Source organism: Pantoea sp. 1B4, from assembly GCF_016925765.1.
GTDB lineage: Bacteria > Pseudomonadota > Gammaproteobacteria > Enterobacterales > Enterobacteriaceae > Pantoea > Pantoea agglomerans.
Genome location: NZ_JAEUWZ010000001.1, coordinates 2,686,452 through 2,711,800, shown reverse-complemented (window position 1 = coordinate 2,711,800; position 25,349 = coordinate 2,686,452). Strand labels below are relative to the sequence as shown.

The window sequence follows — 25,349 nt, the reverse complement described above, 5'->3', positions numbered from 1 at the left end:
TTATCTTATATAACTGCTGGTAAAAATGATTAAAGGCGAAAAAAAACGCTGCATAAGCAGCGTTTCATGTTCTCTGGCTGAGAGAAGATCGAAAGTGGTTATCAGGTCGGGTTACGACTTAATACACGGCGTCCTTCACGGTAGCGCTTTTTCCAGTAATCATCATTCAGACTGGAGATCATCACGCCACTGCTGGTCGAGGCATGAACGAAGTTATCGTTGCCAAGATAGATGCCAACGTGACGGCCCGTAGAGCCTGCACGGAACATCACAAGATCGCCGGGACGCAGTTTACTGCGGGTAATCTCTTTACCGGTGTCCTGCTGCTGCGAGGTAGAACGCGGTAATTCTAAGCCAAACTGATCGCGGAAGGTGCGTTGTACAAAGGCGGAACAATCGATCCCGCGTTTGGTATCGCCACCGAGGCGATAGCGCACACCTTTCCAGACGGCGTATTGTTCCATGATGCGCGACTTAACGTCGACATTACGCACCATTTCTTCAAACTCATCCTGAGACGCCTGAAGTAAAAAACCATTGTGGTTGTTAACTTCATGATTCTCGTTATTCGCGTTTTGACTGCTATGGGTACTGCTACAAGCTGAGAGGAGTGTTGCCAGCGCCACTGCGGGCACGATCCGCAAGATATATCTCAGTATTGGTTGAGACTTGACCATTATTCGGGTTTTCCTTCGATTTCCTTACGACAAGATTGTCGCCAGCCAGATGACAAAACAGGGAGATTAATAAGCGAAACAGACTAAGACAAATCCTTAATTACTAAAATGTGTTAATGGACACATTTTAACGGTAAAAAATCCGAATTTTCTGCCGCTTTTGCCTCACTGCGACTGAGGTTAACTGATTACAGACGCCGTGGCGAGTGCTTTTAATCAATTTCATATAGGTTTTTTTGATGTGAAATCAAACCGTAACACACTGACTACTTTAGCTACAATTGTGGTCAAATGATGGTGAGAACAGGGAGTTAAAGGGGGGCTAATTCGGGGCATAGCCGCTATTTTTAGAGTTTTCTTTATTGACAGAGGATATTGGCGACTATTTAACCTGCCAGCAGGGTCATAACCTTTTCTTTTCGTGAATTTAATTAGCAGGCTAATAGTGGTGGGGTGTTTTTTATAAGCGCGGGCGGTTCAAACCAGGGGTTTAAATCGTCCGCGCTTAACATTTACGTCACGGGCTTATATTTACCCGGCAATTTGCGATAAAACCAGTTAACCAATACGTCACTGGCTGGCGTTAATAGCCACCAGCTCAGACCCACTAATACCACCGACATTGAACCGACGGCAACATCGGTAAACCAGTGCGCACCGGCCATGATGCGTGGCAGTGAAAATATCACCACAATAGCCGTGGCAATTAAAAAGCGGCTGAAACCAAAATAACGCCAGATAAAGCAGGCGAAAATGATCAGCATCATACCGTGGTCGCCGGGGAAGCTATCTTTTGAAGCATCTTTTGCGGGAATACCGGTCAGTTCACTGACGCGATGCACGTTCTCGAAGAACAGTGTCGGACTGGAGTGTTTAACCGGCAATAAATGGCCCAACTGATTGAGAACGACGGCGGTCAGCAGCATGGTGATGCCGATTGCCAGCATCCGGCGCTGCGCCTGTGGCGTTTCACGCCGCCAGATCGACAGGTAAAGCAGACCCATCGCCAGCAATGACACCGCATCAAAACCACGGTAATTCGTGATAGCGACGATCAGCGCGAACAGCGGATGGGTCACCATCTGGCTATTGAAGCCAAAGAAAATAGATTTATCGACGCCGAACCAGAAGCCATGTTCCGGGGGCAGATACCATGACAGAAATAGCACCACGCCCAGTGCATTAAGCAGCAGGATAGTAATAAGGCGAGTTACGCGCATAGTTAAACTCATTATTATTAAAAATAACCGCCGACAATACCTCTGTCAGCGTAAACGGCACTTCAACAATGCCGATTGTAGTCGATTCCAGTCAGCCTGTTGAGAATGAATGATCTCAATGCGGCTATCGGATGGCGGTGAGGGGAGTGTTTCACTCTGCAGCTCATTTGCCTGGCGATTGATACGCAGAGCGCCTTCTTTCGTGCGCATCACTCCTTTAACGCGATCTACCGGCGCCTGCCGAACCCATTCCAGCAGTGTGCCGCTGTCGAACAGCGTATCACCATCAAACAGCCAGCCGCAGGCGTTATAGTCCTGGTCGTGGTTCAGCGCCCGACGCCAGCGCGCCTCGCCATTCAGTCGCAACGCCGCCAGACCGCTGGTGGGACCCGACGAATGATGATGCTGTGGCACGGGAAGCTCGCGCGGCTGCCGGGGTGTATCCAGCAGGGAAAGGGGGGACCTGACCAAATTCGGTCTCTATCAGAGGGCGCGCAGGCTGCATCTGCTGCTGCCAGTCAGCCAGGCGCTGACGATCCGCCTGATCCCAGCAGTCGCGCTTATTAGCGATAATAAGGTCGGCGGCAGCCAGCTGATCGCGGAAGTTTTCATTGGCAACGATACGAGGATTGGCCAGCTGACGCGCATCCAGCAGCGTCAGTGTGGCATTCAGTTGCAGCCACGACTGATAGACGGGCGCACTCAACATCTCCAGCACCTGACGAGGATGGCCCAGGCCGGTTGGCTCGATCAGCAGCCGATCGGGTTTACTCTTCAGCAGCATATTCAGCCCGACCTGCATCGGCAGGCCATTAACACAGCACAGGCAGCCGCCGGGGATCTCTTTCAGCGTGGCACCGCGATCGGCCAGCAGGGTGCCGTCGATCCCGATCTCGCCAAATTCATTTACCAGCACCGCCCAGTTTTCCCCGGACGGCCTGGCAGCCAGCAGATGGCAGAGCAGCGTGGTTTTGCCGCTGCCCAAAAAACCGGTAATCAGATTAACGCGTGTCATGGGAGTGACTCCTGCCGGGGAATAACGTGATAATGTAATAATATAACACTATCACGATCGGCAGCAGGCTTCTTATTTAGTCTGCACGGCCCATATAGCGGCGTTCAGCAATGTGGATGCGGATGCGGTCACCGTTGCTGAGGTATTCCGGTACCTGAATCGAGAGGCCTGTACTCATACCGGCGGGTTTGGTGCGGGCGCTGGCGGAAGCACCTTTAATGCCTGGTGAGGTATCAACAATCTCCATATCCACGGTTTGTGGCAGTTCCAGCGCCAGCACCTGACCTTCCATCGTCAGCACGTGAATGCCAGGGATACCGCCTTCAGGGATAAACAGCAGCTCTTCTTCAATCTGCTCCTGTTTAAAGGAGTAGGGGGTGTAATCCTCATCATCCATAAAAATATATTCGTCACCATCTATATAAGAGAAGGTCACGCTGCGACGGCTGAGCGAAATCGCATCAATAATCTCGTCGCCTTTAAAGCGCTCTTCCACTTTTAAACCGGTGCGGACATCGGTAAAGCGCATTTTATACAGGGTGGCGGCACCGCGTGCGCTGGGGCTCTGGACATCAATATCTTTAACCAGCAGCAGTTTACCGTTGTGCGTGACGGCCATCCCTTTTTTTGATTTCATTGGCTTTTGGCATTGCTGTTCTCGCTATCTTGAGAGTGAAGTGCGCGCAACGTTACTCGCGCCGATGAAAACTGGCAATATCACCGGCGTGAAATTTTGTCTCAGGCCGCGGCTTTCATGGCAATTGCCGCCCCGGACTTCTATTGTCGCCGCGACTTTCTCTGCCGGGGCACAGCATGCAATGCCGTAGCCAGGGCGGTGCCTGTTGTACAGCGCCCTCTATCTCTTCACCGATTTCTGGCATGGGTGACAGTGAACGATTTAAGCAGGAAGTTAAGAGCTGAAGGGTGTGGTGTCGCTCCCTCTGAGATTCTGTTACTGTCTGTTGTATACTGAAGGTCGCGTGAGAGGTGTTAATGCAGTGTCGTATTGATTGTGGAGCCTGCTGCATCGCGCCGTCAATCTCCAGCCCCATCCCCGGAATGCCGCAGGGTAAACCCGCGAATGTCCGATGCATTCAGTTATCGGATGAAAATTTGTGCATGATTTTCGGTTCAGATTTAAGGCCGAAAGTATGCGGAAGTCTGCAACCTTCAGTTGATATGTGTCTTACAGACCGTACCTCAGCCATGACCTACCTGATTGAGCTTGAAGCCAGCACACGTGCCTGAGAACCCTCCCACCGCTCAGATTTAATCCAGCGTCAGCGGTTAGCTGTCCCACTCTTCTAGCTGCAATCCGGGTACCCGTTCAAACTCGCGTGTGTTATTGGTCACCAGAATAGCCCTGGCCGCAATGGCATGCCCGGCAATCGCGGTGTCGTTGGGACCAATGGGCGTTCCGGCAGCCACCAGCGCCGCTTTGATTTCAGTAGTTGCAACTACCGCTGCGCGATCCCATGAAAGCACAGCATTAAGACGTGCGCAGAATGCATCCACCAATTGCAAACGTATCTGCTGTAAACCGAAGCGGATACCGCGCCCTGAGGCGCTGACGCTGCTGAAGTTTTCGGTCCACCCATTCTTACCTTACAGCAGCAGCGTCAGCCTGTTCGCCCGCTAATCCCTTAAACCTGCCCGAAATGTGCGTAACGTCAAAAATCTGCTACGCCGTTTGCGCATTTTCTTGCCTGGTGAAAGCGGCTGTACCACAATCCCTGAAACGTTTCAGCGGTTACTGCGCCACCTGTTTTCCACAGCATGGCGTAAAAACTTTCCCACTGGCTGAAACGATTCAATCTCAGCAAGCGAGGAGAATTATGTTCCAGCTCGAATTGCAGGCCATCCATACCGGAGCCAGCGCCCAGAATAAAGAAGAGGCCATTCGTCAGGTTGCTGCCGCGTTAACCGCGGCGGGCAATGTGACCGAAGGGTACGTCAACGGCATGCTGGCGCGCGAACAGCAGACCTCAACCTTTCTTGGCAACGGCATCGCAATCCCTCATGGCACCACCGATACCCGCGATCTGGTGCTGAAAACCGGCGTTCAGGTTTTCCAGTTTCCGCAGGGCATTGCCTGGGGTGACGATCAGACAGCCTATGTTGCCATCGGGATTGCCGCTAAGTCGGATGAACATCTGGCGCTGCTGCGTCAGCTGACCCATGTGCTGAGCGATGACACCATTGCAGAACAGCTAAAAACCGCCTCTGCTGAAGATCTTCGTGCGTTGCTGATGGGCGAGAAACAAGCCGCTGAATTCAGCTTCGACACCTCATTAATCACGCTCAACGTGGCTGCCAGCGATCTGATCACCTTACAGGCGATGAACGCCGGTCGGCTGCAGTCCGCTGGTGTGGTGGATGCCAGCTACGTCGCAGACGTGGTTTCAACGCCTCCGCTGAATCTGGGTCAGGGCATCTGGCTCAGCGACAGCAGCCTCGGCAACCTGCGCAGCGGCGTGGCTATCAGCCGCGCTGAACATGCCTTCGACCATCAGGGCGAATCGGCTGCGATGTTAATCAGCGTTTCGGCGACCGATGAACGTCCGCTGGAAGTGCTGGGTTACCTCAGCGCCTTGCTGCAGCAGGGCAAAGCGGATCGTCTGTTGAAAGCGGATGCTGCAGGCGTATACGCACTGCTCACCAGCGAAGTCGATGAGCAGGCTGACGTGCTGACGGCTGAATTTACCATTCGCAACGAACACGGCCTGCATGCCCGTCCAGGCACGGCGCTGGTCAGCGTGATCAAGCAGTTCAACAGCGACATCACCGTGACCAATCTCGACGGCAGCGGCAAACCCGCTAATGGCCGCAGCCTGATGAAAGTGGTTGCGCTGGGCGTGAAGAAAGGTCATCGCCTGCGCTTTACCGCCAGCGGTGAAGATGCACAGCAGGCACTGAATGCGATTGAAGAAGCGATCACCAGTGGTCTGGGTGAGGGGGGCATCATGAGCAGACGCGTCGCCACCATTACGCTGAACCCGGCGTATGACCTGGTGGGATATACCCCTGAAATTGAACGTGGCGAAGTTAACCTGGTGAAAACCACCGGGCTGCATGCTGCGGGCAAGGGCATCAACGTAGCCAAAGTACTTAAGGATCTGGGTATCGATGTCACCGTCGGTGGCTTCATGGGGAAAGAGAATCAGGACGGTTTCCAGCAGTTGTTCAGTGAGCTGGGCATAGCCAACCGTTTCCATGTCGTGCCTGGCCGTACCCGTATCAACGTTAAACTCACTGAACAGACCGGTGACGTCACCGATCTGAATTTCTCCGGTTTTCAGGTGACGGCGCAGGACTGGGATCGATTTACTACCGATTCTCTGACCTGGCTGGGCCAGTTCGATATGGTCTGCGTCAGCGGTAGCCTGCCTGAGGGCGTCGACCACAATGCCTTTACCCGCTGGATGACCGAACTTCGCACCCACTGCCCATGCATCATCTTTGACAGCAGCCGCGAGGCGCTGGTGGCAGGACTGAAGGCGGCACCGTGGCTGGTTAAACCTAACCGCCGTGAGCTGGAAATCTGGGCCGGTCGCAAACTGCCAACCCTGCAGGATGTGATTGGCGCTGCGCACGAACTGCGCGAGCAGGGTATCGCCCATGTGGTGATTTCGCTGGGCGCAGAAGGCGCTCTGTGGGTCAACGCTTCTGGCGAATGGATCGCTAAACCGCCGGTGTGCGAAGTGGTCAGCACCGTGGGTGCAGGCGACTCAATGGTTGGCGGCCTGATTTATGGCCTGCTGATGCGCGAATCCAGCGAACACACGCTGCGTCTTGCGACTGCTGTGGCGGCGATGGCCGTCAGCCAGAGCAATGTTGGCGTTTCCGATCGTACTCAGTTGGCCGCAATGATGGCGCGCGTCGACTTACAACCCGTTAACTGACAGCAGGAGAGCGATAATGAAAACGCTGCTGATTAAAGACCCTACGCTGGGACTGGCTTCCGCATATATGGCGCAACAACGTCTGGCCGCCGCCGCCGCTGCGGCGGGCCTGACCCTGACTGATAATCCTGCCGACGCTGAGCTGGCGATTGTGCTGGGCAAAAACGTGCCGGACGATGCGGCGCTGAACGGCAAAGCGGTCTGGCTGGGCGATATCCAGCTGGCAGTACGTGAGCCAGAAACCTTCCTGAACCGCGCGAAAGCAGAAGCGAAAACCTGGCAGACACCGGCTGCGGTAGCAACACCTGCAGCAGGCGCACCTGCTGCACCGGCTCAGGCTGGTGCACAGAAACGCGTCGTCGCGGTGACCGCCTGTCCGACCGGCGTGGCGCATACCTTTATGGCTGCCGAGGCCATTCAGGCTGAAGCGACCCGTCGCGGCTGGTGGGTGAAAGTTGAAACCCGTGGTTCAGTGGGAGCCGGTAATGCGATCACTCCGGAAGAAGTCGCTGCCGCCGATCTGGTGATCGTCGCAGCTGATATCGAAGTCGACCTGGCGAAATTTGCCGGTAAGCCGATGTACCGTACCTCAACCGGTCTGGCGCTGAAGAAAACCGCGCAGGAGCTGGATAAAGCGGTAGCAGAAGCGAAGCCGTATAAAGCGGCGGCTGGCGGACAGAACAATAGCAGTGAAGAAGAGAAGAAAGGCGGAGCAGGGGCTTATCGTCACCTGCTGACCGGTGTTTCTTACATGCTGCCGATGGTGGTCGCAGGTGGTCTGAGCATCGCGCTGTCGTTTGCCTTTGGTATCACGGCGTTTAAAGAGCAGGGCACGCTGGCTGCGGCGCTGATGCAAATTGGTGGTGGCAGCGCCTTTGCCCTGATGGTGCCGGTGCTGGCGGGCTTTATCGCCTTCTCCATCGCTGATCGTCCGGGTCTGACGCCGGGTCTGATTGGCGGTATGATCGCCACCAGCATTAACGCAGGTTTCTTAGGCGGAATTATCGCGGGCTTTATTGCCGGTTATGCGGCGAAGCTGATCAGCGGCAAAGTTAAACTGCCGCAGAGTATGGAAGCGCTGAAACCGATACTGATTATTCCCCTGTTCGCCAGTCTGATCACCGGTCTGCTGATGATCTACGTAGTGGGTAAACCGGTTGCTGGCATCATGAACGGCCTGACGCACTGGCTGGCCAACATGGGAACGGCGAATGCGGTCCTGCTGGGTGCCATTCTGGGCGGCATGATGTGTACCGATATGGGCGGTCCGGTAAACAAAGTGGCTTACGCGTTTGGCGTCGGGTTACTGAGTTCGCAGACCTATGCGCCAATGGCTGCCATTATGGCAGCCGGTATGGTGCCACCGCTGGCGATGGGGCTGGCGACGCTGGTTGCCCGTCGTAAATTCAATAAAGGTCAGCAGGAAGGCGGTAAAGCGGCACTGGTTCTGGGTCTCTGCTTTATCTCTGAAGGCGCGATTCCGTTCGCTGCCCGTGACCCGATGCGCGTTCTGCCTTGCTGTATCGTTGGCGGTGCAACCACCGGCGCGATCTCCATGGCGATTGGCGCAAAACTGATGGCTCCGCACGGTGGACTGTTCGTACTGCTGATCCCTGGCGCGATTACCCCGGTTATCGGCTATCTGATGGCGATCATCATCGGTACTGCGATTGCGGGTCTGAGCTATGCGGTACTGAAACGTCCGGAAGAGCAGCTGGCGAAAGCCTGATGTGCAGAAGTGCATAATCTGCTGAAGTGAAAATAACAGGGAGCCGGATGGCTCCCTGTTTGCTTTTACAGACGGTTCCCGAAGCCAAAGCGACGGGAGCATACGACTGGAGTAAAGCATCGCGGGCCATGGACAAAAAGCCGGGAGCGTTTTTGAACAACGCAAAGCGTTGGCCCGGCTGCGGGCGCACCTCAGGGATGAGGTGCGTAATCGCCCGCGCTGCGCCTGCCAGGGATGGCGTTTTTTTTGCGTCTTTACGGAAGGCGTATGCTCCCTGAGCCAGTGTTCTCTCTAAACGAAAAGGGAGCCATGCCAGCCAGTTAAGCGACAGGTGATAACGCAGTCTGGTGCCGCTCAGGGGCTGGCGGTCCTCGCGCCGCTGCGCGGTTCCTTCACTTCATTCGCCTGCCTGACGGACCGCCGGGGATGGCACATCCTGTGCCGCCCCGCCTTTCGCCCGCGTCCTGCGGGCTCTCCTGGCAGACTCATTCTGTTCAGCGCTGCGGATTGCCTGCCCCTGCCCGGCATCAGCCTGCTCTGAAGCTTCTGGTGCGTACTGTTAAAAAGGGCACGAGAGTGGAGGCCTGAGCGCCTCTGCTGCTGAAAGGGCTATCCGCAGCGCTGAGGCGTGACGGTGGGCCAGAAGTCCACGCCGGGAAGCGTGGACAGGTCGGGGCCGGCCAGGGAGGGCCGATCCCCGAACGGTTCGTCGGCACGACGTCAAAGCCGAAGGTACCGCGTGAGCGGCGCGAGGACGGCCCGGCAGCAGCAGAGGTGCACTGGCCCGCACTGCGGCTCGCTCGCACTGACAAAAAAAGCTGCCACGTTTGACCGTGACAGCCTTTACAAATCTAATCTTAACTGACCAGCATTAAGCCAGCTGGCTCCCTTTTCTATCCCTGCTGTTCGGCTTTCAGCCAGGCAATCTCATCTTTCCAGATATCGGGATTAATGGTTTCCAGAATCAACGGGATGCCATCAAACCGCGGATCTTTCATCAGCCAGCTAAACGCTGTTTTGCCGATATTGCCTTCACCCAGGCTGTGATGGCGGTCAACGCGACTGTCGAAGGCGCTTTTGGCATCGTTAAGGTGCATGCCGCGCAGATAGTTAAAGCCGACAATGCGCTCAAATTCGGCGAAGGTCGCTTCGCAATTCGCTTCGGTACGCAGATCATAACCACCGGCAAACGCATGGCAGGTATCAATACAGACGCCGACACGCGATTTATCTTCAACATGCTCAATAATGGTGGCGAGATGCTCGAAGCGGAAACCCAGATTACTGCCCTGACCGGCGGTATTCTCAATGACGGCGGTGACGTTCTGGCTCTGGTCGAGAGCGATGTTGATCGACTCCGCAATCCGCTTCAGACAGGCCTCCTCATCAATCTGATGCAGATGGCTGCCCGGATGGAAGTTCAGCAAAGTCAGGCCCAGCTGGTCGGCACGTCGCAGCTCATCAATAAAAGCGGCGCGGGATTTCTCCAGCGCCTCTTCAACCGGATGACCCAGGTTTATCAGGAAACTGTCGTGCGGCAGGATTTGCTGCGGACCGAATTTGTACGTCTCGCAGGCGGCGCGAAAAGCATCAATCACCTCAGTCGAGAGCGGGGCGGCCTTCCACTGACGTTGATTTTTAGTAAAGAGCGCGAAGGCGGTGGCTTCTATTTCATGGGCGCGGATCACTGCCTGATCCACGCCACCTGCCGCACTCACGTGTGCGCCAATATATTTCATGCCTTTCTCCTGGGGCTGTGCACGGATGAGACGGCATGATACCCGATGCCGCTAGCCCATGAAATGTTGCACCAGCAGATTGATTGCACCGCCGCCCGCGATTAACCAGACAAACACCAGCGCACCCAGCAGCAGCGGTTTAACGCCTGCCTCACGCAATGCCCCGAAACGGGTGGTCAATCCCAGCGCCGCCATCGCCATCGCCAGCAGCAGACCCGCCAGCTGATTCAGCGTCGCCACCACCGCGGCAGGCAGCAGCTGCAGCGAGTTAAACAGTGCGACGGCAATAAACAGCAGGGCGAACCAGGGAAATGTCACAGCCTGACGCGCGTTGCTTCCTTGACGTTTGCCGCGTATCACGGCGCTCAGGCAGAGCAGAAAGGGAGCCAGCATCATTACCCGCAGCATTTTGGCAATGACCGCGCTGTTCTCGGCTTCCGGGCTGATGCTGTGTCCGGCGGCCACCACCTGCGCCACTTCATGGATGGTTGAGCCGGTAAAAACACCAAACTGCGATGCACTGAGATCCGGGAACAGCTCATGCGCCAGCGGCCACAGCAGCGGATAGATAAAGATCGCCAGCGTGCCGAACAGCACCACGGTCGCGATAGCCACCGCAACTTTCGACGGCGCGGCTTTCACTACCGGCTCGGTCGCCAGTACAGCCGCAGCACCGCAGATACTGCTGCCCGCACCAATCAGCCAGACGGTATCGCGATCCAGCTTCAGCAGCCGCATGCCCAGCAGGCAGGTTATCAGGAAGGTGCTGGTCAGGGTCAGCGCATCAATCAGGATGCCGCTGAAACCGACGTCAGCAATTTGTTGTAAAGTGATGCGAAAGCCAAACAGGATGATCCCCAGCCGCAGCAGTTTCTGCTTAGCCAGCAGCACGCCGTTGTCGCAGCGTGACGCCAGCGGCGAATAGATGCTGTTACCGACCAGGATGCCCAGCATAATCGCCAGAGTCAGTGAACCCAGCCCCAGCGCGGCAATCATCGGCTGCTGCGCCAGCCAGCTGGCTGCCCCGGCAATCACGGCGGTCAGCAGCAGACCCGGGATCCAGAGCGGAACGGGATGATGCGGTTTAGCGATGCTCAGTTCAGTCATGATGCTCACTCCTCCTGGTTGAGACCCGATCATGACGGCGACTGGCTTAAAAGTGAAATTGATAATATATTTATAATTAACCAGAATAAACGATAAGGCAGCAATCATGATAGTTTCGCGTCTGCGCCGCTGGGCGACGCTGATCAAAAGAGATGTGTTTGTGCTGGGGTTTGCCTTCCGTGATCCCCGCACACCCTGGTGGAACAAGCTGGGGATGCTGGGGCTGGTCGCCTATGGCATCAGCCCGATCGATATCATTCCTGATGTGATCCCCTTTGTCGGTCTGCTGGATGACGCGGTGATTATTCCGACGGGCGTCATGGTGCTGCTGCGTTTACTGCCGCGAGAGGTGCGCATCAGCAGCAGCGAGCGGGCGCAGTCTCAACGTTCGCGTGGCAAAAAGATTGCAGGCTGGCTGGTGGCGATAGGGCTGATCTGGCTGGCATTAATCATTTACCTGGTCAGGCAGTCACTGAGTTAAGAGGCAACGATGCACATTACACTGCGGCAAATTGAAGTTTTCACCGAAGTGCTTAAGAGCGGCTCCACCACTCAGGCTTCGCAACTGCTGGCGCTGTCGCAGTCGGCGGTGAGTGCAGCGCTGGCCGATCTGGAGAGCCAGCTCGGAGTGCAACTGTTTGACCGCGTCGGCAAACGGCTGGTGCTGAATGAGCATGGACGGCTGCTCTATCCCCGTGCAGTAGGGCTGCTGGAGCAGGCGGGCGAAATCGAGCAGCTGTTTAAAGAGGATAACGGCGCGATCCGCATCTTTGCCAGCAGCACCATCGGTAACTATCTGCTGCCAGGTATGATGGCCGCTTATCGTCGCGATTTTCCCCGCCTGCCGCTGGAGCTGAGTGTCGGCAACAGCCAGGATGTGATTCAGGCGGTTTCCGATTTCCGCGTCGATGTCGGATTAATTGAAGGGCCGTGCCATATGACCGAGCTGGTCAGTGAACCCTGGCTCGAAGATGAGCTGGTGGTGTTTGCCGCGCCAGACGCGGCGATTCTGCAACAGCCGGTGACGCTGCAAACCCTGGCTGACGCCCCGTGGATCCTGCGCGAACGCGGCTCCGGCACCCGTGAAATTGTCGATTATCTGCTGCTGTCGCATCTGCCGAGTTTTCAGCTGGGCATGGAGCTGGGCAATTCCGAGGCGATTAAACATGCGGTGCGGCACGGCATGGGCATCAGCTGTCTTTCGCGCCGGGTGATTGCCGATCTGCTGGAGGCGGGCACGCTGGTTGAACTGACGATTCCGCTGCCGCGTCTTATCCGCACGCTCTATCGCATCCATCACCGGCAGAAGCATATTTCCAAAGCACTGACGCGGTTTTTTTCCTATTGTCGCGAGTAATTACTAATAATTCCGGCGCGATCATGAAGTTAACTAATAACAGGTTGGCATTCGCTATACAGAGGCGATCTGGCTGCTACAATCGCGCCTCATTTTTACCCAGCGTAGCGTTAACACATGCATAATGACTCAAATACAACACAACAACCTGCATTACGACGTGCGTTAAAAGCCCGTCACCTGACGATGATCGCCATCGGCGGCTCCATTGGTACCGGCCTGTTTGTCGCCTCCGGTGCCACCATCGCTCAGGCTGGCCCGGGCGGAGCACTGCTCTCCTATATCCTCATCGGCCTGATGGTCTACTTCCTGATGACCAGCCTCGGCGAACTGGCTGCGTTCATGCCGGTATCGGGTTCCTTCGCCACCTACGGCGCGAAATATGTCGAAGAGGGCTTTGGTTTCGCACTCGGCTGGAACTACTGGTACAACTGGGCGGTGACCATCGCGGTTGACCTGGTAGCGTCCCAGCTGGTGATGAACTACTGGTTCCCCGACACGCCTGGCTGGATCTGGAGCGCGCTGTTCCTGGGGCTGATGTTCCTGCTCAACTACATTTCGGTCAAAGGCTTTGGCGAGGCGGAATACTGGTTCTCGCTGATTAAAGTGGCCACCGTGATTATCTTTATCATCGTTGGGGTGCTGATGATCACCGGCATTATGCGCGGTGCTGAACATGCGGGCTGGCAAAACTGGCAGGTGGGCGACGCGCCGTTTGCGGGCGGCTTTGCGGCCATGATCGGGGTGGCGATGATTGTGGGATTCTCCTTCCAGGGCACCGAACTGATCGGTATCGCGGCGGGCGAATCTGAAGATCCGGCGAAAAATATTCCGCGCGCTGTGCGGCAGATTTTCTGGCGTATTCTGCTGTTCTATGTGTTCGCTATCCTGATTATCAGCCTGATCCTGCCATACACCGATCCGCAGTTGCTGCACAATGATATCGACGATATCAGCGTCAGCCCGTTCACCCTGGTGTTCCAGAATGCCGGTCTGCTCTCTGCCGCCGCCGTCATGAATGCGGTGATCCTGACGGCTGTGCTGTCAGCGGGTAACTCCGGGATGTATGCGTCAACGCGTATGCTTTATAACCTGGCCAGCGAAGGTAAAGCGCCACGGATTTTCGCGAAGCTCTCAAAGGGCGGCGTGCCGCGTAATGCCCTGTGGGCCACCACCGTGGTGGCCGGACTGTGCTTCCTGACCTCAAAATTTGGTAATCAGGAAGTCTATCTGTGGCTGCTGAATACCTCAGGCATGACCGGGTTTATTGCCTGGCTGGGTATTGCCATCAGTCACTATCGCTTCCGTCGGGGCTATGTGGCCCAGGGACGTGACCTGAACGATCTGCCTTACCGTTCCGGCTTCTTCCCGCTGGGTCCGATTTTCGCCTTTGTGCTCTGCCTGATCATCACGCTGGGTCAGAACTACCAGGCATTCCTTAACGACAGCATCGACTGGTATGGCGTGGCGGCAACCTATATCGGCATTCCGCTGTTCCTGATTATCTGGTTCGGCTACAAGCTGACGCGCGGTAGCCGTTTCGTGAAGTACAGCGAAATGGAGTTCCCGGTTCACAAAGATTAACTCTGCGTAATCGCCCGCACAAAACCCGCCAGGGATGGCGGGTTCTGCGTCTTTGCGAAAGGCGCAGGCTCCCTGAGCCATTCTCCTGCCTGCAACACCGTTTTTTACTGTTTTTTCACGTCTCGCTTATGTTCTCGAATTGATAATTATTATCACCTGCACTATTGTGGCTGCGTTTTCTGACGTGATAGCCACACAGGGTTCAAACATGACTACCGAAACTTCGCTGCTGGCGGGGGAAGAGACGCTTCACCACACCATGCAGAACTATCATCAGGTGCTGCGCCGCCGCTTAATCTGGATTGGCGTGCTGTTGCTGGCGATACTCGCCTCGCTGATCCTCGACTTCACGCTGGGTCCGGCGGGACTCTCACTTGAAACGCTGTGGAATACGCTGCTCAGCCCCGAGAGCGTCGATGCCGGCACGCGCGTCATTGTCTGGGACATTCGTCTGCCCTATGCGCTGATGGCGCTGGTAGTGGGCCTGTCGCTGGGTCTGGCGGGCGCAGAAATGCAGACCATCCTGAATAACCCGCTGGCCAGTCCGTTTACCCTCGGTGTCTCATCGGCGGCGGCGTTTGGTGCCGCGCTGGCCATCATCCTCGGCGTGGGTATTCCCGGCATTCCCGATCAGTGGTTAATTTCTGCCAATGCCTTTGTCTTTGCCCTGTTTGCCGCGCTGATGCTGGATGCCGTGACCCGCTGGACTCAGGTCTCTTCGGCGGGCGTGGTGCTGTTCGGTATCGCGCTGGTCTTCACCTTTAACGCTCTGGTATCCATGATGCAGTTCATCGCCAGCGAAGATACCCTGCAGGGCCTGGTGTTCTGGACCATGGGCAGCCTGGCGCGCGCCTCCTGGGAAAAGCTGGGCGTGCTGAGCGTGGCGCTGGCCATTCTGGTACCGTTTTCAATGATGAGCAGCTGGAAGCTGACGGCGCTGCGTCTGGGCGAAGACCGCGCGGTAAGCTTTGGCATTGATGTGCGTCGTCTGCGTCTGACTACCTTACTGCGCATCAGCATCCTCTCTGCCCTGGCGGTCGCGTTTGTCGGCCCGATCGGTTTCATTGGGCTGGTCGCTCCCCATATCGCCCGCATGATGTTTGGTGAAGATCACCGTTTCTATTTGCCCGCCAGTGCGCTGGTTGGCGCGCTGGTGCTGTCGCTGGCGTCGGTCGCCTCGAAAAACCTGCTCCCCGGTGTAATCATCCCGGTTGGCATTGTCACCTCACTGATTGGCGTGCCGTTCTTCCTGAGTATTATTCTGCGTCATCGGGGGGACGGTATGATGGAACAGGGTCTGACGTTACGCGGCTTCAGTGCCGGGTACCCAAAAAATAAAGTCATTGATAATCTTAATATCGCGCCGCTGCCGCGCGGCGAGATCACCGTGCTGCTGGGGCCGAATGGCTGTGGTAAATCGACGCTGCTGCGTGCACTGGCCGGGCTGAACAAAGGCCAGGGCGAAATGTGGCTCAACGGTGAGGATCTCATGACCCAGCCGTTTGCCCGGCGTGCGAAGAACGTGGTTTATCTGCCGCAGTCGCTGCCTGCGGGCGTGCATCTGCATGTGCTGGAGTCGATCATCGTGGCGCAGCGTGCCTCCGGTGGTCTGCACAGCGCCAGCAGCGAAGCGGAAATCATGCATCTGCTGGAACAACTGGGCATTGCCCATCTGGCGATGCGATATCTCGATCAGCTCTCCGGCGGACAGAAACAGCTGGTCGGGCTGGCGCAGTCACTGATCCGTCGCCCTAAGCTGCTGCTGCTGGATGAACCGCTGAGCGCGCTGGATCTCAACTACCAGTTTCACGTGATGGATCTGGTGCGGCGCGAAACCGCTCAGCGTAACATCGTGACGGTGGTAGTGGTGCATGACATCAATATTGCACTGCGTCATGCGCAACATGCGCTGATGCTGAAGCAGGGCGCGCTGGTGGCGGAAGGGCAGCCGGATAAGGTGATCACGCCTGCCACTCTGGCAAAGGTGTATGGCGTCGATGGTCGTATCGAACACTGCTCGCGTGGTATCCCGCAGGTGATGATCGACGGGCTGACCGGCCCGGCACTGGTCTGATATTGAGGAGGCGTCCGGTAGGGCGCTGAGCATCACTGTTCTGAGAAAGGAATTTTTACAGGGCAGGCTGGCAGTATGCTGGCTCTGTGACAGAGCGTTAGCCAGCAGAGCAGGCATAAAAGTTCAGGGCCGCGATTGCGGCCCTGATTGTTTACGCCAGCAGATGCTGCGCATGGAAGCGCAGATGATCTTCCACAAAGCTGGCTATAAAGAAGTAGCTATGGTCATAACCCGGCTGAATGCGCAGCGTCAGCGGGAAACCCACCTCATTCGCGACCTCTTGTAACCGCTCCGGTTGCAGCTGATCGGCCAGGAACTGATCGCTGTCGCCCTGATCGATCAGCATTGGCAGCCGATGCGACACCTCCGCCATCAGCTGGCAGCTGTCATATTCCCGCCACGTTGCACGATCGTCGCCCAGATAGGCCTGAAACGCTTTCTGGCCCCAGGGTACCTGCATCGGATTCACAATCGGTGCAAAAGCGGAAGCCGAGGCAAAGCGGTTACCCAGACGCAGCGCCAGCATCAGCGCGCCGTGTCCGCCCATCGAGTGACCCATAATCGACTGACGTTCACTGACCTTGAAGTTATCCGCAATCAGGGCGGGTAACTCGTTGCTCAGATAATCGAACATGCGGAAATGGCTGGCCCAGGGCTGTTGGGTGGCATTGAGATAAAATCCCGCGCCCTGACCCAGATCGTATCCTTCATCATTCGCAACCCCTTCGCCGCGCGGGCTGGTATCCGGCATAATCAGCACCAGACCCAGTTCCGCTGCAACCCGCTGTGCGCCGGCTTTGCTGGTGAAGTTCTCATCGTTGCAGGTCAGCCCGGCCAGAAACCAGACCACCGGCGGCGGCGCATCACCGTGCGGCCCAGGCAGATAGATGCTGAAGGTCATCGGGCAATTCAGCACCGCAGACTGATGACGCCAGCGCTGCTGCCAGCCGCCAAAAATACGGTGTTCTTCCAGTAGCTCCAGAGTGGATGCCATAACGCCTCCTGATTACTTGTTAAAGTGCACGACCGAGCGAATCGATTTTCCTTCGTGCATCAAATCAAAGGCGTCGTTGATCTCTTCCAGCGGCATGGTGTGAGTGATGAAGTCGTTCAGCGCAAATTTACCGTCGAGGTAATCCTGCACAATGCCAGGCAGCTGCGAACGGCCTTTGACGCCGCCAAACGCGGAACCGCGCCAGACGCGACCGGTCACCAGCTGGAACGGACGGGTGGAGATCTCTTCACCGGCACCGGCGACGCCGATAATCACGGACTCGCCCCAGCCTTTATGACAGCACTCGAGCGCGGAACGCATCACGTTGACGTTACCAATACATTCAAACGAGAAATCCACGCCGCCGTCGGTCAGCTCGACGATCACATCCTGAATCGGCTTGTCGTAATCTTTCGGGTTGATCAGATCGGTGGCACCCAGTTTGCGTGCCAGATCGAATTTGCTGGTGTTAAGGTCGATGGCAATGATGCGGCCCGCTTTCGCCATCTTCGCGCCGATGACCGCAGAGAGGCCAATGCCGCCGAGACCGAAAATCGCCACGGTGTCGCCTTCTTTCACTTTGGCAGTGTTCATCACCGCGCCCATGCCAGTGGTCACGCCACAGCCCAGCAGACAAACCTCTTCCAGCGGCGCTTCTTTACTGATTTTCGCCAGCGAGATCTCCGGGATTACCGTGTACTCAGAGAAGGTTGAGGTGCCCATATAGTGGAAAATGGGTTTGCCATCTTTAAAGAAGCGGGTGGTGCCATCCGGCATCAGGCCTTTACCCTGAGTGGTACGGATCGCCTGGCAGAGGTTAGTTTTGCCTGAAAGACAATATTTACATTTGCCACACTCCGGCGTGTAGAGCGGAATGACGTGGTCACCCACTTCAACGCTGGTCACGCCTTCGCCCACGGCTTCGACGATGCCGCCGCCTTCATGGCCAAGAATCGCCGGGAAAACGCCTTCCGGGTCGGTGCCGGACAGGGTGTAGGCGTCGGTATGACAGACGCCGGTCGCGACGATACGCACCAGCACTTCACCTTTCTGCGGTGGCATTAAATCAACTTCTTCGATTTTCAGCGGTTCGCCAGCAGCCCAGGCAACAGCGGCACGGGTTTTGATCATATTCATGCAATCCCTCTTCCAGTCAGATTGTGACGCGCAGTGGCGCCGGGTGGTCGTGATGATTCAAAGCCTGGTGGGTCAGGCTCTTAAACATAGCGTGGAACGCTTACTCCGCCGCCTGTAATGGGTAAATCAGCTCATCGTTGAGCGGACGATCGTCAAATTGTTCAATAATCAGGTACTTCAGTGCTTCAACATTCGGCGTAAAGGCGTCGCGTCGCCACATCAACCAGGTGGCGGTGTCGCGATAAGCGGGAGGTAACGTATGCGCCTGCACCCGTGACCGATCCGCCATCTGCTTCAGCACCGAGGCCGGAATCATCGCTACGCCCGCACCGCCTGCCACGCAGGCCAGCATGGCGTGATAGGACTGAATCTCCATCACACTGTTGGGCGCAGTCTGGCTGTCCCGATACCAGCTCTCCAGCTTCACCCGGTAAGAGCAGCTGTTGCGAAAGGCAAACAGAGTGTCGTCCTGTACGTCGCGCGCGGTGGCGATTGGCGCATGATCGAGCCCGGTGATCAGTATCATCTCTTCGCGAAAGGCGATGCAGCCATTGAGATCGTCATGGGAGACCGGGCCATCCACCAGCGCGGCCGCCAGGGTGCCTTCACGCACCCGATCGATGATTTCGCCCGAGGTGCCGGTAATCAGCGACAGCGCCACTTTGGGGAAGCGCTGGTGATAGGCGGCGAGCAGGCCGGGCAGACGCGTCGCCGCGGTGCTCTCCATTGAGCCCAGCGCAAAGTTGCCCGCCGGTTCACCGGTGCGGGTCATGCTCATCGCTTCTTCACTTAATGCCAGGATACGCTGCGCATAATTCAGAAAATTATGGCCCATTGGTGACAGGCGAATGCGCTGTTTCTCACGAATAAAGAGATCCACACCTAATTCTTCTTCCAGCTGGCGCAGCCGCGTGGTGAGATTAGAGGGGACGCGATGCAGCTGTTCTGCTGCGCGCGCCAGTGAACCCGTTTCGGCGACGGAACAGAACATACGCAGCTGAACTAAATCCATATCTTCTCTTCCTGTAAGCAAGTTGGTTAAAATTATTCACTTTCCGTGAGTTTAATCATCCTGCATGCTGTTAGCAAGTCAGAAGAGATCTCAGGGCAGAACAACAGGAGTTCAGCAATGGCGTTACGCGTCGCGCTCAGCGCGTTTTTAACCTTATTTGTCGCGATGGGCATTGGCCGGTTTGCCTTTACGCCCCAGGTGCCGCTGATGATTCAGGCACACCAACTGACACTCACCAGTGCCAGCCTGGTCGCGGCACTTAACTATCTTGGCTATCTGTGTGGCTCATTTGATGCCATGCGCGCACACCGGCGGGTTGAGCTGCGATTGCAGGCGGGCGTATGGGGCGCGGTGATCCTGACCCTGCTCTCAGCATTCGCCAGCGGACCGTGGCTGCACGGCGCAATCCGCTTTCTGATTGGCTGGGCCAGCGGCTGGGCGATGGTGCTGGTGGCGGCCTGGAGCAATGAACAGCTGCATCGCCATGGCCGGGCAGGGCTGTCAGCGGCCGTTTTTGCCGGGCCAGGCTGCGGCATTTTTGTCAGCGGTCTGCTGGGGGTAGCGCTGCACACATTGCAGGTTTCTGCCGGTCTGGCCTGGGCCGCTTACGGTGCGCTGGCGCTGCTGCTGATTGCGCTGATTACCCGTAATCTGCCGCGTCGGGGCGAACTGCATCGCCCGGATCAGGCACCCGAGCCGCTGGTGCTGGATCGCAACCTTAAACGGCTGGTACTGAGTTACAGTCTGGCGGGCTTTGGCTACATTCTGCCCGCCACCTTTTTGTCGCAGATGGCCGCCACGCGGTTTCCTGACGGCATCTTCGCGCAGTTTGTCTGGCCGATTTTTGGCGGCGCGGCGATGATCGGCATCCTGCTGGGGATCCTGACGCGACGCTGGGGGGCACAGCCACGTCCGCCTGGCATTGGTGCTGTGGGCGCAGGCGCTGGGCGTATTTGCCGCGGCGCTGCTGCCAGGCTTTAGCGGCCTGCTGGCCGGTGCGCTGCTGGTGGGGGGGCGGTTTCCTCAGCGTGGTGCAGCTGTCGCTGCTCTGCGCCCGTGAGCTGGCACCCAATCATCTGCGCTACATGGCTGGCCTGCTGACCACCGGCTATGCTATCGGGCAGCTGGTCGGCCCGCTGCTCTCTTTTCTCTCCACAGCCTTGTTACATCGGCTGGAGCCTGCCCTGTGGGTTGCCGGGGTTAGCCTGGTCTGGGCCGGCCTGCTGGTGTGGCGGCGAACCGGGTGAAAAGCTTTCATCACCAATCTGATTGATTGCTGGATTCCCCGCAAAGAAAGTTTCACAATACGCGCCTGATTACAGGGCCCGCTGGCAAAAGCTGGCGGGCGCAACACCAGCCGGAGAAGAGTAAGATGAGCACCCTAAGTCAGGAAGCTGCCCTGGTTCACGAAGCGCTGCTGGCGCGTGGACTGGAAACGCCGTTACGTGCACCGACGCGCGATATAGATGACAACACACGTAAAAGTCTGATTGCCGGGCACATGACCGAGATTATGCAGCTGCTGAATCTGGATCTTGAAGATGACAGCCTGATGGAAACGCCGCATCGCATCGCCAAAATGTATGTGGATGAAGTCTTTTCCGGTCTCGACTACGCCAACTTCCCGAAAATCACCGTCATTGAGAATAAAATGAAGGTTGATGAGATGGTGACCGTGCGTGATATCACGCTGACCAGCACCTGTGAACACCACTTTGTGATCATCGATGGCAAAGCGACCGTCGCCTACATTCCCAAAGAAAAGGTGATTGGCCTGTCGAAAATCAACCGTATCGTGCAGTTCTTCGCCCAGCGCCCGCAGGTGCAGGAGCGTCTGACGCAGCAGGTTCTGGTCGCACTGCAGACGCTGCTGGGCACCAACAATGTGGCTGTTTCTATTGATGCGGTGCATTACTGCGTGAAAGCGCGTGGCGTAAAAGATGCCACCAGCGCCACCACGACGACCTCTCTGGGTGGCCTGTTCAAGTCCAGCCAGAATACCCGCCAGGAATTTTTGCGCGCGGTGCGCCATAGTTGAGTCTACGGCGGGCGCATAACGTTGCCCGCCTCAATGGTGCAGGTGCCGCATGCAACGCTATCACGCGCTGGATTTCATTCGTGGATGTGCCATTCTCGGCATTCTGCTGCTCAATATTGTCGGCTTCGGCCTGCCTTCTGCCGCCTACCTTAATCCGGCCTGGCAGGGCAGCGTCAGCCTGTCCGATGTCTGGACATGGGCGATCTCTGACGCCTTTGCCCAGCTCAAATTCCTCACCCTGTTTGCGCTGCTGTTTGGCGCAGGTCTGCAAATGCAGCTGCCACGCGGCAGTCGCTGGCTGACTGCCCGGCTCTCACTGCTGGTGCTGATCGGTTTTCTGCACGGCGTCTTTCTCTGGGAGGGCGATATCCTGCTGGACTACGGCATTATCGGGCTGGTGGTCTGGCGGGTGGTGCGCGATGTCCCTTCCACCCGCAGCCTGATGAATACCGGCATTCTGCTCTACCTGGTGGGCTGTGGCGTTCTGCTGGTGTTTGGGTCAATCTCCGATCCTGAACCGACCCGATCCTGGCTGCCAGGTGCTGCCGATCTGCAATATGAACAGTACTGGAAACTGACCGGCGGCTGGGAAGCGATACAGAACCGGCTGGATCATCTCTCGTCAGGACTGATGGCGCTGGCAGCACAGTATGGCTGGCAGCTGGCGGGCCTGATGATGATCGGTGGCGCACTGCTGCGCAGTGGCTGGCTGCTCGGCGAATTTCCAGCGCAACATTACCGTCAGGCGGCGGCGCTGCTGCTGACGATGGGGTTATTAATTGCGGTGGCCGGTGTGGCAGCGCAATGGCTGTTACATTGGGAATTCCGCTGGACCGCTTTTTATCTGCAAACCCCGCGCGATCTCGCCAGCCCGCTGATTAGCCTGGGCTATGCCGCGCTCTGTCTGGCTTACTGGCCGCAGATAGCGCGCTGGCGCATCAGCTATGCCATTCAGTGCGTGGGCCGCATGGCGCTGACCAACTATCTGCTGCAGTCGCTGATCTGCACCACGCTATTCTATCGCTTCGGCTTCTATATGCACTTTACCCGGCTGGAGCTGGTGCTGATGGTGCCTGCGGTCTGGCTTATCAATATCCTGTTTTCACTCATCTGGTTACATTTCTTCGCACAGGGTCCGCTGGAGTGGCTGTGGCGGCGGCTCACGCTGATCTCAGCCGGTAAATCGCGCATCACTGACAACGCCAGATAATGACCGCCATCACAAAGGTTACAGAATTGTATGTAACCGTTTTCATTGATGTGACGCAATTCACGCTGTACGCCTCCTGCCCCTGACAAAATAGCGCCGGTGTTCAACCCGGCGTGATGCCTTATTTTTCCTTTGTGGAACTGCTGCATGATAACAATTCGTGATGTTGCCCGTCAGGCTGGCGTGTCGGTGGCGACCGTGTCGCGCGTCCTCAATCAGAGCAGCGCCGTCACCTCTGACACCCGCGACGCCGTGTTACAGGCGGTGGAAGCGCTGGGCTATCGCCCCAACGCCAATGCGCAGGCGCTGGCGACGCAGGTCAGTGACACCATTGGCGTGGTGGTGATGGATGTTTCGGATCCCTTCTTCGGTGCACTGGTTAAAGCGGTGGATACCGTGGCGCAGCGCGTGCACAAACATGTGTTAATCAGCAACTCCTGGCATCAGGAAGAGAAAGAGCGTCATGCCATTGAAGTGCTGATTCGTCAGCGTTGCAGCGCCCTGGTGGTACACGCGAAAACGCTGCCTGACGCTGAACTGGCGGATTTTATGCGCCACGTTCCGGGCATGGTGGTGATTAACCGCATCGTGCCCGGATTTGAACACCGCAGTGTCAGTCTGGATAACGTCACGGGTGCGTTGATGGCCTCACGAACCCTGCTACAGCAGGGGCATAGCCGCATTGGCTACCTTTGTTCCAGCCATCCCATCGAAGATGTGGCGCAGCGCCGTGAAGGGTGGATTCAGGCGATGGCAGAGCAGGGCATCCGGCCGCAGGAGAGCTGGATAGCCAGCGCAGAGCCCGATATGCAGGGCGGCGAAGCGGCGATGGTGGAGCTGCTGGGACGCAATCTCAATCTCAGTGCGGTGTTTGCCTATAACGACGGCATGGCGGCTGGCGCACTCACTGCGCTGAAAGACAACGGCATCCAGGTGCCACAGCATTTTTCTGTCATTGGCTTTGATGATATCCCCATTTCCCGTTACACCGATCCACAGTTAACCACTGTACGCTATCCTATTGTATCTATGGCAAAAATCGCCACTGAACTGGCACTGCAGGGCGCAGCCGGACTGCTGGATGACACGGCAACGCACATCTTTATGCCAACGCTGGTGCGGCGTCATTCGGTGGCGCAGCGGCAAAATGTGGAGTCCGTCACTAATTCAGGCGATTCAGCCATGTAACCGTTTTCAATCTGTGATTACATTCACAGTTAATTAACATTGCTCTCACTATGATGGCAGCGTCTTACCGGACTGAAACATTATGTAACGCCAGTGTAACGGCATCAGTTGTGGTCTCAGTAGCCGGTTAAAGGGTTTATACCCTCTTCATGGAAGCATTCTGGCACAGGGAAGTCAGGTTTTAGACGGTGTTCAATGGCTTAACAACCTCATTACGTTAACCAACGCGCCGATCTGTTTTACCGATTGCTCTCCCGCCTGTATGGCGCGGTAGCGCTAAAAAGACCCTGCATAATAAAACCGGAGATACCATGAATAAGAAGGTTTTCACGCTTACAGCACTGGTTGCCAGCATGATGTTTGGTGCAACCGCTCACGCAGCTGTCACCCGTATCGGCGTGACCATTTACAAATATGATGACAACTTCATGTCAATGGTGCGCAAAGACATCGAGAAAGAAGCGAAAGCGATCGGTGGCGTGCAGTTGCTGATGAATGATTCACAGAATGACCAGTCCAAACAGAATGATCAGATTGACGTGCTGATGGCAAAAGGCGTGAAAGCGCTGGCGATTAACCTGGTTGACCCGGCTGCGGCTGCGGTGGTAGTAGACAAAGCGCGTGCCAACGACGTGCCGGTGGTCTTCTTCAACAAAGAACCTAACGCCAAAGTGCTGGCCGGTTATGACAAAGCTTACTATGTCGGTACCGACTCTAAAGAGTCAGGCATCATTCAGGGTCAGCTGATTGAGAAGCACTGGAAAGCCACACCAGCGTGGGATCTGAACAAAGATGGTCAGATTCAGTTCGTGCTGCTGAAAGGCGAGCCGGGCCATCCTGATGCAGAAGCCCGTACCAAATATGTGATCGATACCCTGAACAAAGATGGTCTGAAAACCCAGCAGTTAGCGATGGATACTGCAATGTGGGATACCGCGCAGGCCAAAGATAAGATGGATGCGTGGCTGTCAGGCCCGAATGCCAAAAAAATCGAAGTTGTGATTGCCAACAACGATGCGATGGCGATGGGTGCGGTTGAAGCGCTGAAAGCGCACAACATGACCTCAATCCCGGTCTTCGGCGTCGATGCACTGCCAGAAGCGCTGGCGCTGGTGAAATCCGGTGCGCTGGCCGGTACCGTGCTGAACGATGCGGAAAACCAGGCGAAAGCAACGCTGGATATTGCCAACAATCTGGCTAACGGCAAAGCTGCCACCGACGGAACAAACTTCAAGATGGTTGATAAGATCGTCCGCGTTCCTTACGTGCCGGTTGATAAAGAAAATCTGTCTCAGTTCGTGAAATAAGATCGATTACGGGTGCGACCGCTGTCGCGCCTTTTTTTATGTCACCACCGTTTTTTAGC

At 56.5% G+C, this 25,349-nt stretch carries 18 protein-coding genes and 6 pseudogenes; 14 read left to right on the top strand and 10 right to left on the bottom strand.

Translation table 11 applies throughout. From position 1 onward, the window contains the following. Positions 1-101 precede the first annotated feature (101 nt). The 4 genes and pseudogenes from mepS to yeiP form a co-directional block, all read right to left on the bottom strand. Positions 102-677, bottom strand: coding sequence for a bifunctional murein DD-endopeptidase/murein LD-carboxypeptidase (mepS, locus tag JNO11_RS13140; RefSeq protein ID WP_010248316.1), 576 nt, complete (start codon positions 675-677; stop codon positions 102-104). 512 nt (positions 678-1,189) lie between these two features. Continuing rightward, entirely contained in the window at positions 1,190-1,897 is a 708-nt protein-coding gene (locus tag JNO11_RS13135; protein WP_010671014.1) for a phosphatase PAP2 family protein, read from the bottom strand. Positions 1,898-1,942: 45 nt separating this feature from the next. After that, positions 1,943-2,912: pseudogene (locus JNO11_RS13130) on the bottom strand (GTP-binding protein). Positions 2,913-2,988: 76 nt separating this feature from the next. After that, positions 2,989-3,549 carry an elongation factor P-like protein YeiP gene (gene yeiP, locus JNO11_RS13125; RefSeq protein WP_325177403.1) on the bottom strand — a complete coding sequence of 187 codons (561 nt, stop codon included), beginning with the start codon at positions 3,547-3,549 and terminating at the stop codon, positions 2,989-2,991. A gap of 356 nt (positions 3,550-3,905) precedes the next feature. Between yeiP and JNO11_RS13120 the strand changes: the two are divergent. After that, positions 3,906-4,094, top strand: a pseudogene (locus tag JNO11_RS13120) (YkgJ family cysteine cluster protein); the annotation flags it as partial. A 105-nt stretch (positions 4,095-4,199) separates the two neighbouring features. Here the strand turns inward: JNO11_RS13120 and JNO11_RS13115 are convergent. Then, positions 4,200-4,436: pseudogene (locus tag JNO11_RS13115) on the bottom strand (type II toxin-antitoxin system VapC family toxin); the annotation flags it as partial. Positions 4,437-4,747: 311 nt separating this feature from the next. On the opposite strand from JNO11_RS13115, the pseudogene fruB reads away from it, so the two are divergent. The 3 genes and pseudogenes from fruB to fruA form a co-directional block, all read left to right on the top strand. Beyond that, a pseudogene (gene fruB, locus JNO11_RS13110) lies at positions 4,748-5,869 on the top strand (fused PTS fructose transporter subunit IIA/HPr protein); the annotation flags it as partial. Between the two features lie 6 nt (positions 5,870-5,875). After that, entirely contained in the window at positions 5,876-6,814 is a 939-nt protein-coding gene (gene fruK / locus JNO11_RS13105; RefSeq protein ID WP_325177673.1) for a 1-phosphofructokinase, read from the top strand. 16 nt (positions 6,815-6,830) lie between these two features. Beyond that, the gene (gene fruA, locus JNO11_RS13100; RefSeq protein ID WP_325177402.1) at positions 6,831-8,543 is read left to right on the top strand and encodes a PTS fructose transporter subunit IIBC; all 1,713 of its coding nucleotides are present in this window, start codon (positions 6,831-6,833) and stop codon (positions 8,541-8,543) included. 893 nt (positions 8,544-9,436) lie between these two features. Here fruA and nfo read toward each other — a convergent pair. Beyond that, positions 9,437-10,282 (bottom strand): deoxyribonuclease IV, encoded by an 846-nt coding sequence (nfo, locus tag JNO11_RS13095; RefSeq protein WP_235764394.1) that lies wholly within the window; start codon positions 10,280-10,282, stop codon positions 9,437-9,439. Positions 10,283-10,333: 51 nt separating this feature from the next. Beyond that, on the bottom strand, positions 10,334-11,389 hold the full coding sequence (locus tag JNO11_RS13090) for a YeiH family putative sulfate export transporter (RefSeq protein ID WP_062758861.1): 1,056 nt from the start codon (positions 11,387-11,389) through the stop codon (positions 10,334-10,336). Between the two features lie 106 nt (positions 11,390-11,495). Here JNO11_RS13090 and JNO11_RS13085 point away from each other — a divergent pair, with 106 nt between their 5' ends. The 5 genes and pseudogenes from JNO11_RS13085 to JNO11_RS13065 all read left to right on the top strand — a co-directional run bounded on the left by JNO11_RS13085 (position 11,496) and on the right by JNO11_RS13065 (position 16,404). Beyond that, the gene (locus JNO11_RS13085; protein ID WP_010248287.1) at positions 11,496-11,870 is read left to right on the top strand and encodes a YkvA family protein; all 375 of its coding nucleotides are present in this window, start codon (positions 11,496-11,498) and stop codon (positions 11,868-11,870) included. 9 nt (positions 11,871-11,879) lie between these two features. Further along, positions 11,880-12,746 (top strand): DNA-binding transcriptional regulator YeiE, encoded by an 867-nt coding sequence (gene yieE / locus JNO11_RS13080; RefSeq protein WP_010248285.1) that lies wholly within the window; start codon positions 11,880-11,882, stop codon positions 12,744-12,746. A gap of 117 nt (positions 12,747-12,863) precedes the next feature. Then, complete coding sequence (locus JNO11_RS13075) at positions 12,864-14,330, top strand: amino acid permease (RefSeq protein ID WP_022625044.1); 1,467 nt, start codon at positions 12,864-12,866, stop codon at positions 14,328-14,330. A gap of 208 nt (positions 14,331-14,538) precedes the next feature. Further along, positions 14,539-15,606, top strand: a pseudogene (locus tag JNO11_RS13070) (iron ABC transporter permease); the annotation flags it as partial. Positions 15,607-15,612: 6 nt separating this feature from the next. Further along, positions 15,613-16,404 (top strand): ABC transporter ATP-binding protein, encoded by a 792-nt coding sequence (locus JNO11_RS13065; protein ID WP_022625043.1) that lies wholly within the window; start codon positions 15,613-15,615, stop codon positions 16,402-16,404. A 151-nt stretch (positions 16,405-16,555) separates the two neighbouring features. Here JNO11_RS13065 and fghA read toward each other — a convergent pair whose 3' ends face one another. The 3 genes from fghA to JNO11_RS13050 form a co-directional block, all read right to left on the bottom strand. After that, positions 16,556-17,398 (bottom strand): S-formylglutathione hydrolase, encoded by an 843-nt coding sequence (gene fghA / locus JNO11_RS13060; RefSeq protein ID WP_325177401.1) that lies wholly within the window; start codon positions 17,396-17,398, stop codon positions 16,556-16,558. A gap of 12 nt (positions 17,399-17,410) precedes the next feature. After that, entirely contained in the window at positions 17,411-18,535 is a 1,125-nt protein-coding gene (locus JNO11_RS13055; RefSeq protein ID WP_010248270.1) for an S-(hydroxymethyl)glutathione dehydrogenase/class III alcohol dehydrogenase, read from the bottom strand. A gap of 100 nt (positions 18,536-18,635) precedes the next feature. Beyond that, positions 18,636-19,547: a LysR family transcriptional regulator gene (locus JNO11_RS13050; protein ID WP_010248266.1), complete on the bottom strand. Its 912-nt coding sequence runs from the start codon at positions 19,545-19,547 to the stop codon at positions 18,636-18,638. Positions 19,548-19,664: 117 nt separating this feature from the next. Between JNO11_RS13050 and JNO11_RS13045 the strand changes: the two are divergent. The 5 genes and pseudogenes from JNO11_RS13045 (at position 19,665) to mglB (ending at position 25,290) form a co-directional block, all read left to right on the top strand. Beyond that, positions 19,665-20,794 (top strand): annotated as a pseudogene (locus JNO11_RS13045) (YbfB/YjiJ family MFS transporter). Between the two features lie 125 nt (positions 20,795-20,919). Further along, the gene (gene folE, locus JNO11_RS13040) at positions 20,920-21,585 is read left to right on the top strand and encodes a GTP cyclohydrolase I FolE (RefSeq protein ID WP_010248259.1); all 666 of its coding nucleotides are present in this window, start codon (positions 20,920-20,922) and stop codon (positions 21,583-21,585) included. Positions 21,586-21,634: 49 nt separating this feature from the next. Continuing rightward, positions 21,635-22,795 carry a DUF418 domain-containing protein YeiB gene (gene yeiB, locus JNO11_RS13035; RefSeq protein WP_263054146.1) on the top strand — a complete coding sequence of 387 codons (1,161 nt, stop codon included), beginning with the start codon at positions 21,635-21,637 and terminating at the stop codon, positions 22,793-22,795. Positions 22,796-22,942: 147 nt separating this feature from the next. Beyond that, positions 22,943-23,983, top strand: a complete 1,041-nt coding sequence (galS, locus tag JNO11_RS13030) for an HTH-type transcriptional regulator GalS (RefSeq protein ID WP_022625039.1) — start codon at positions 22,943-22,945, stop codon at positions 23,981-23,983. A 311-nt stretch (positions 23,984-24,294) separates the two neighbouring features. Continuing rightward, a complete protein-coding gene (gene mglB, locus JNO11_RS13025; RefSeq protein WP_325177400.1) occupies positions 24,295-25,290 on the top strand; it encodes a galactose/glucose ABC transporter substrate-binding protein MglB in 996 nt (331 codons plus the stop codon). The last annotated feature ends 59 nt before the right edge of the window (positions 25,291-25,349 follow it).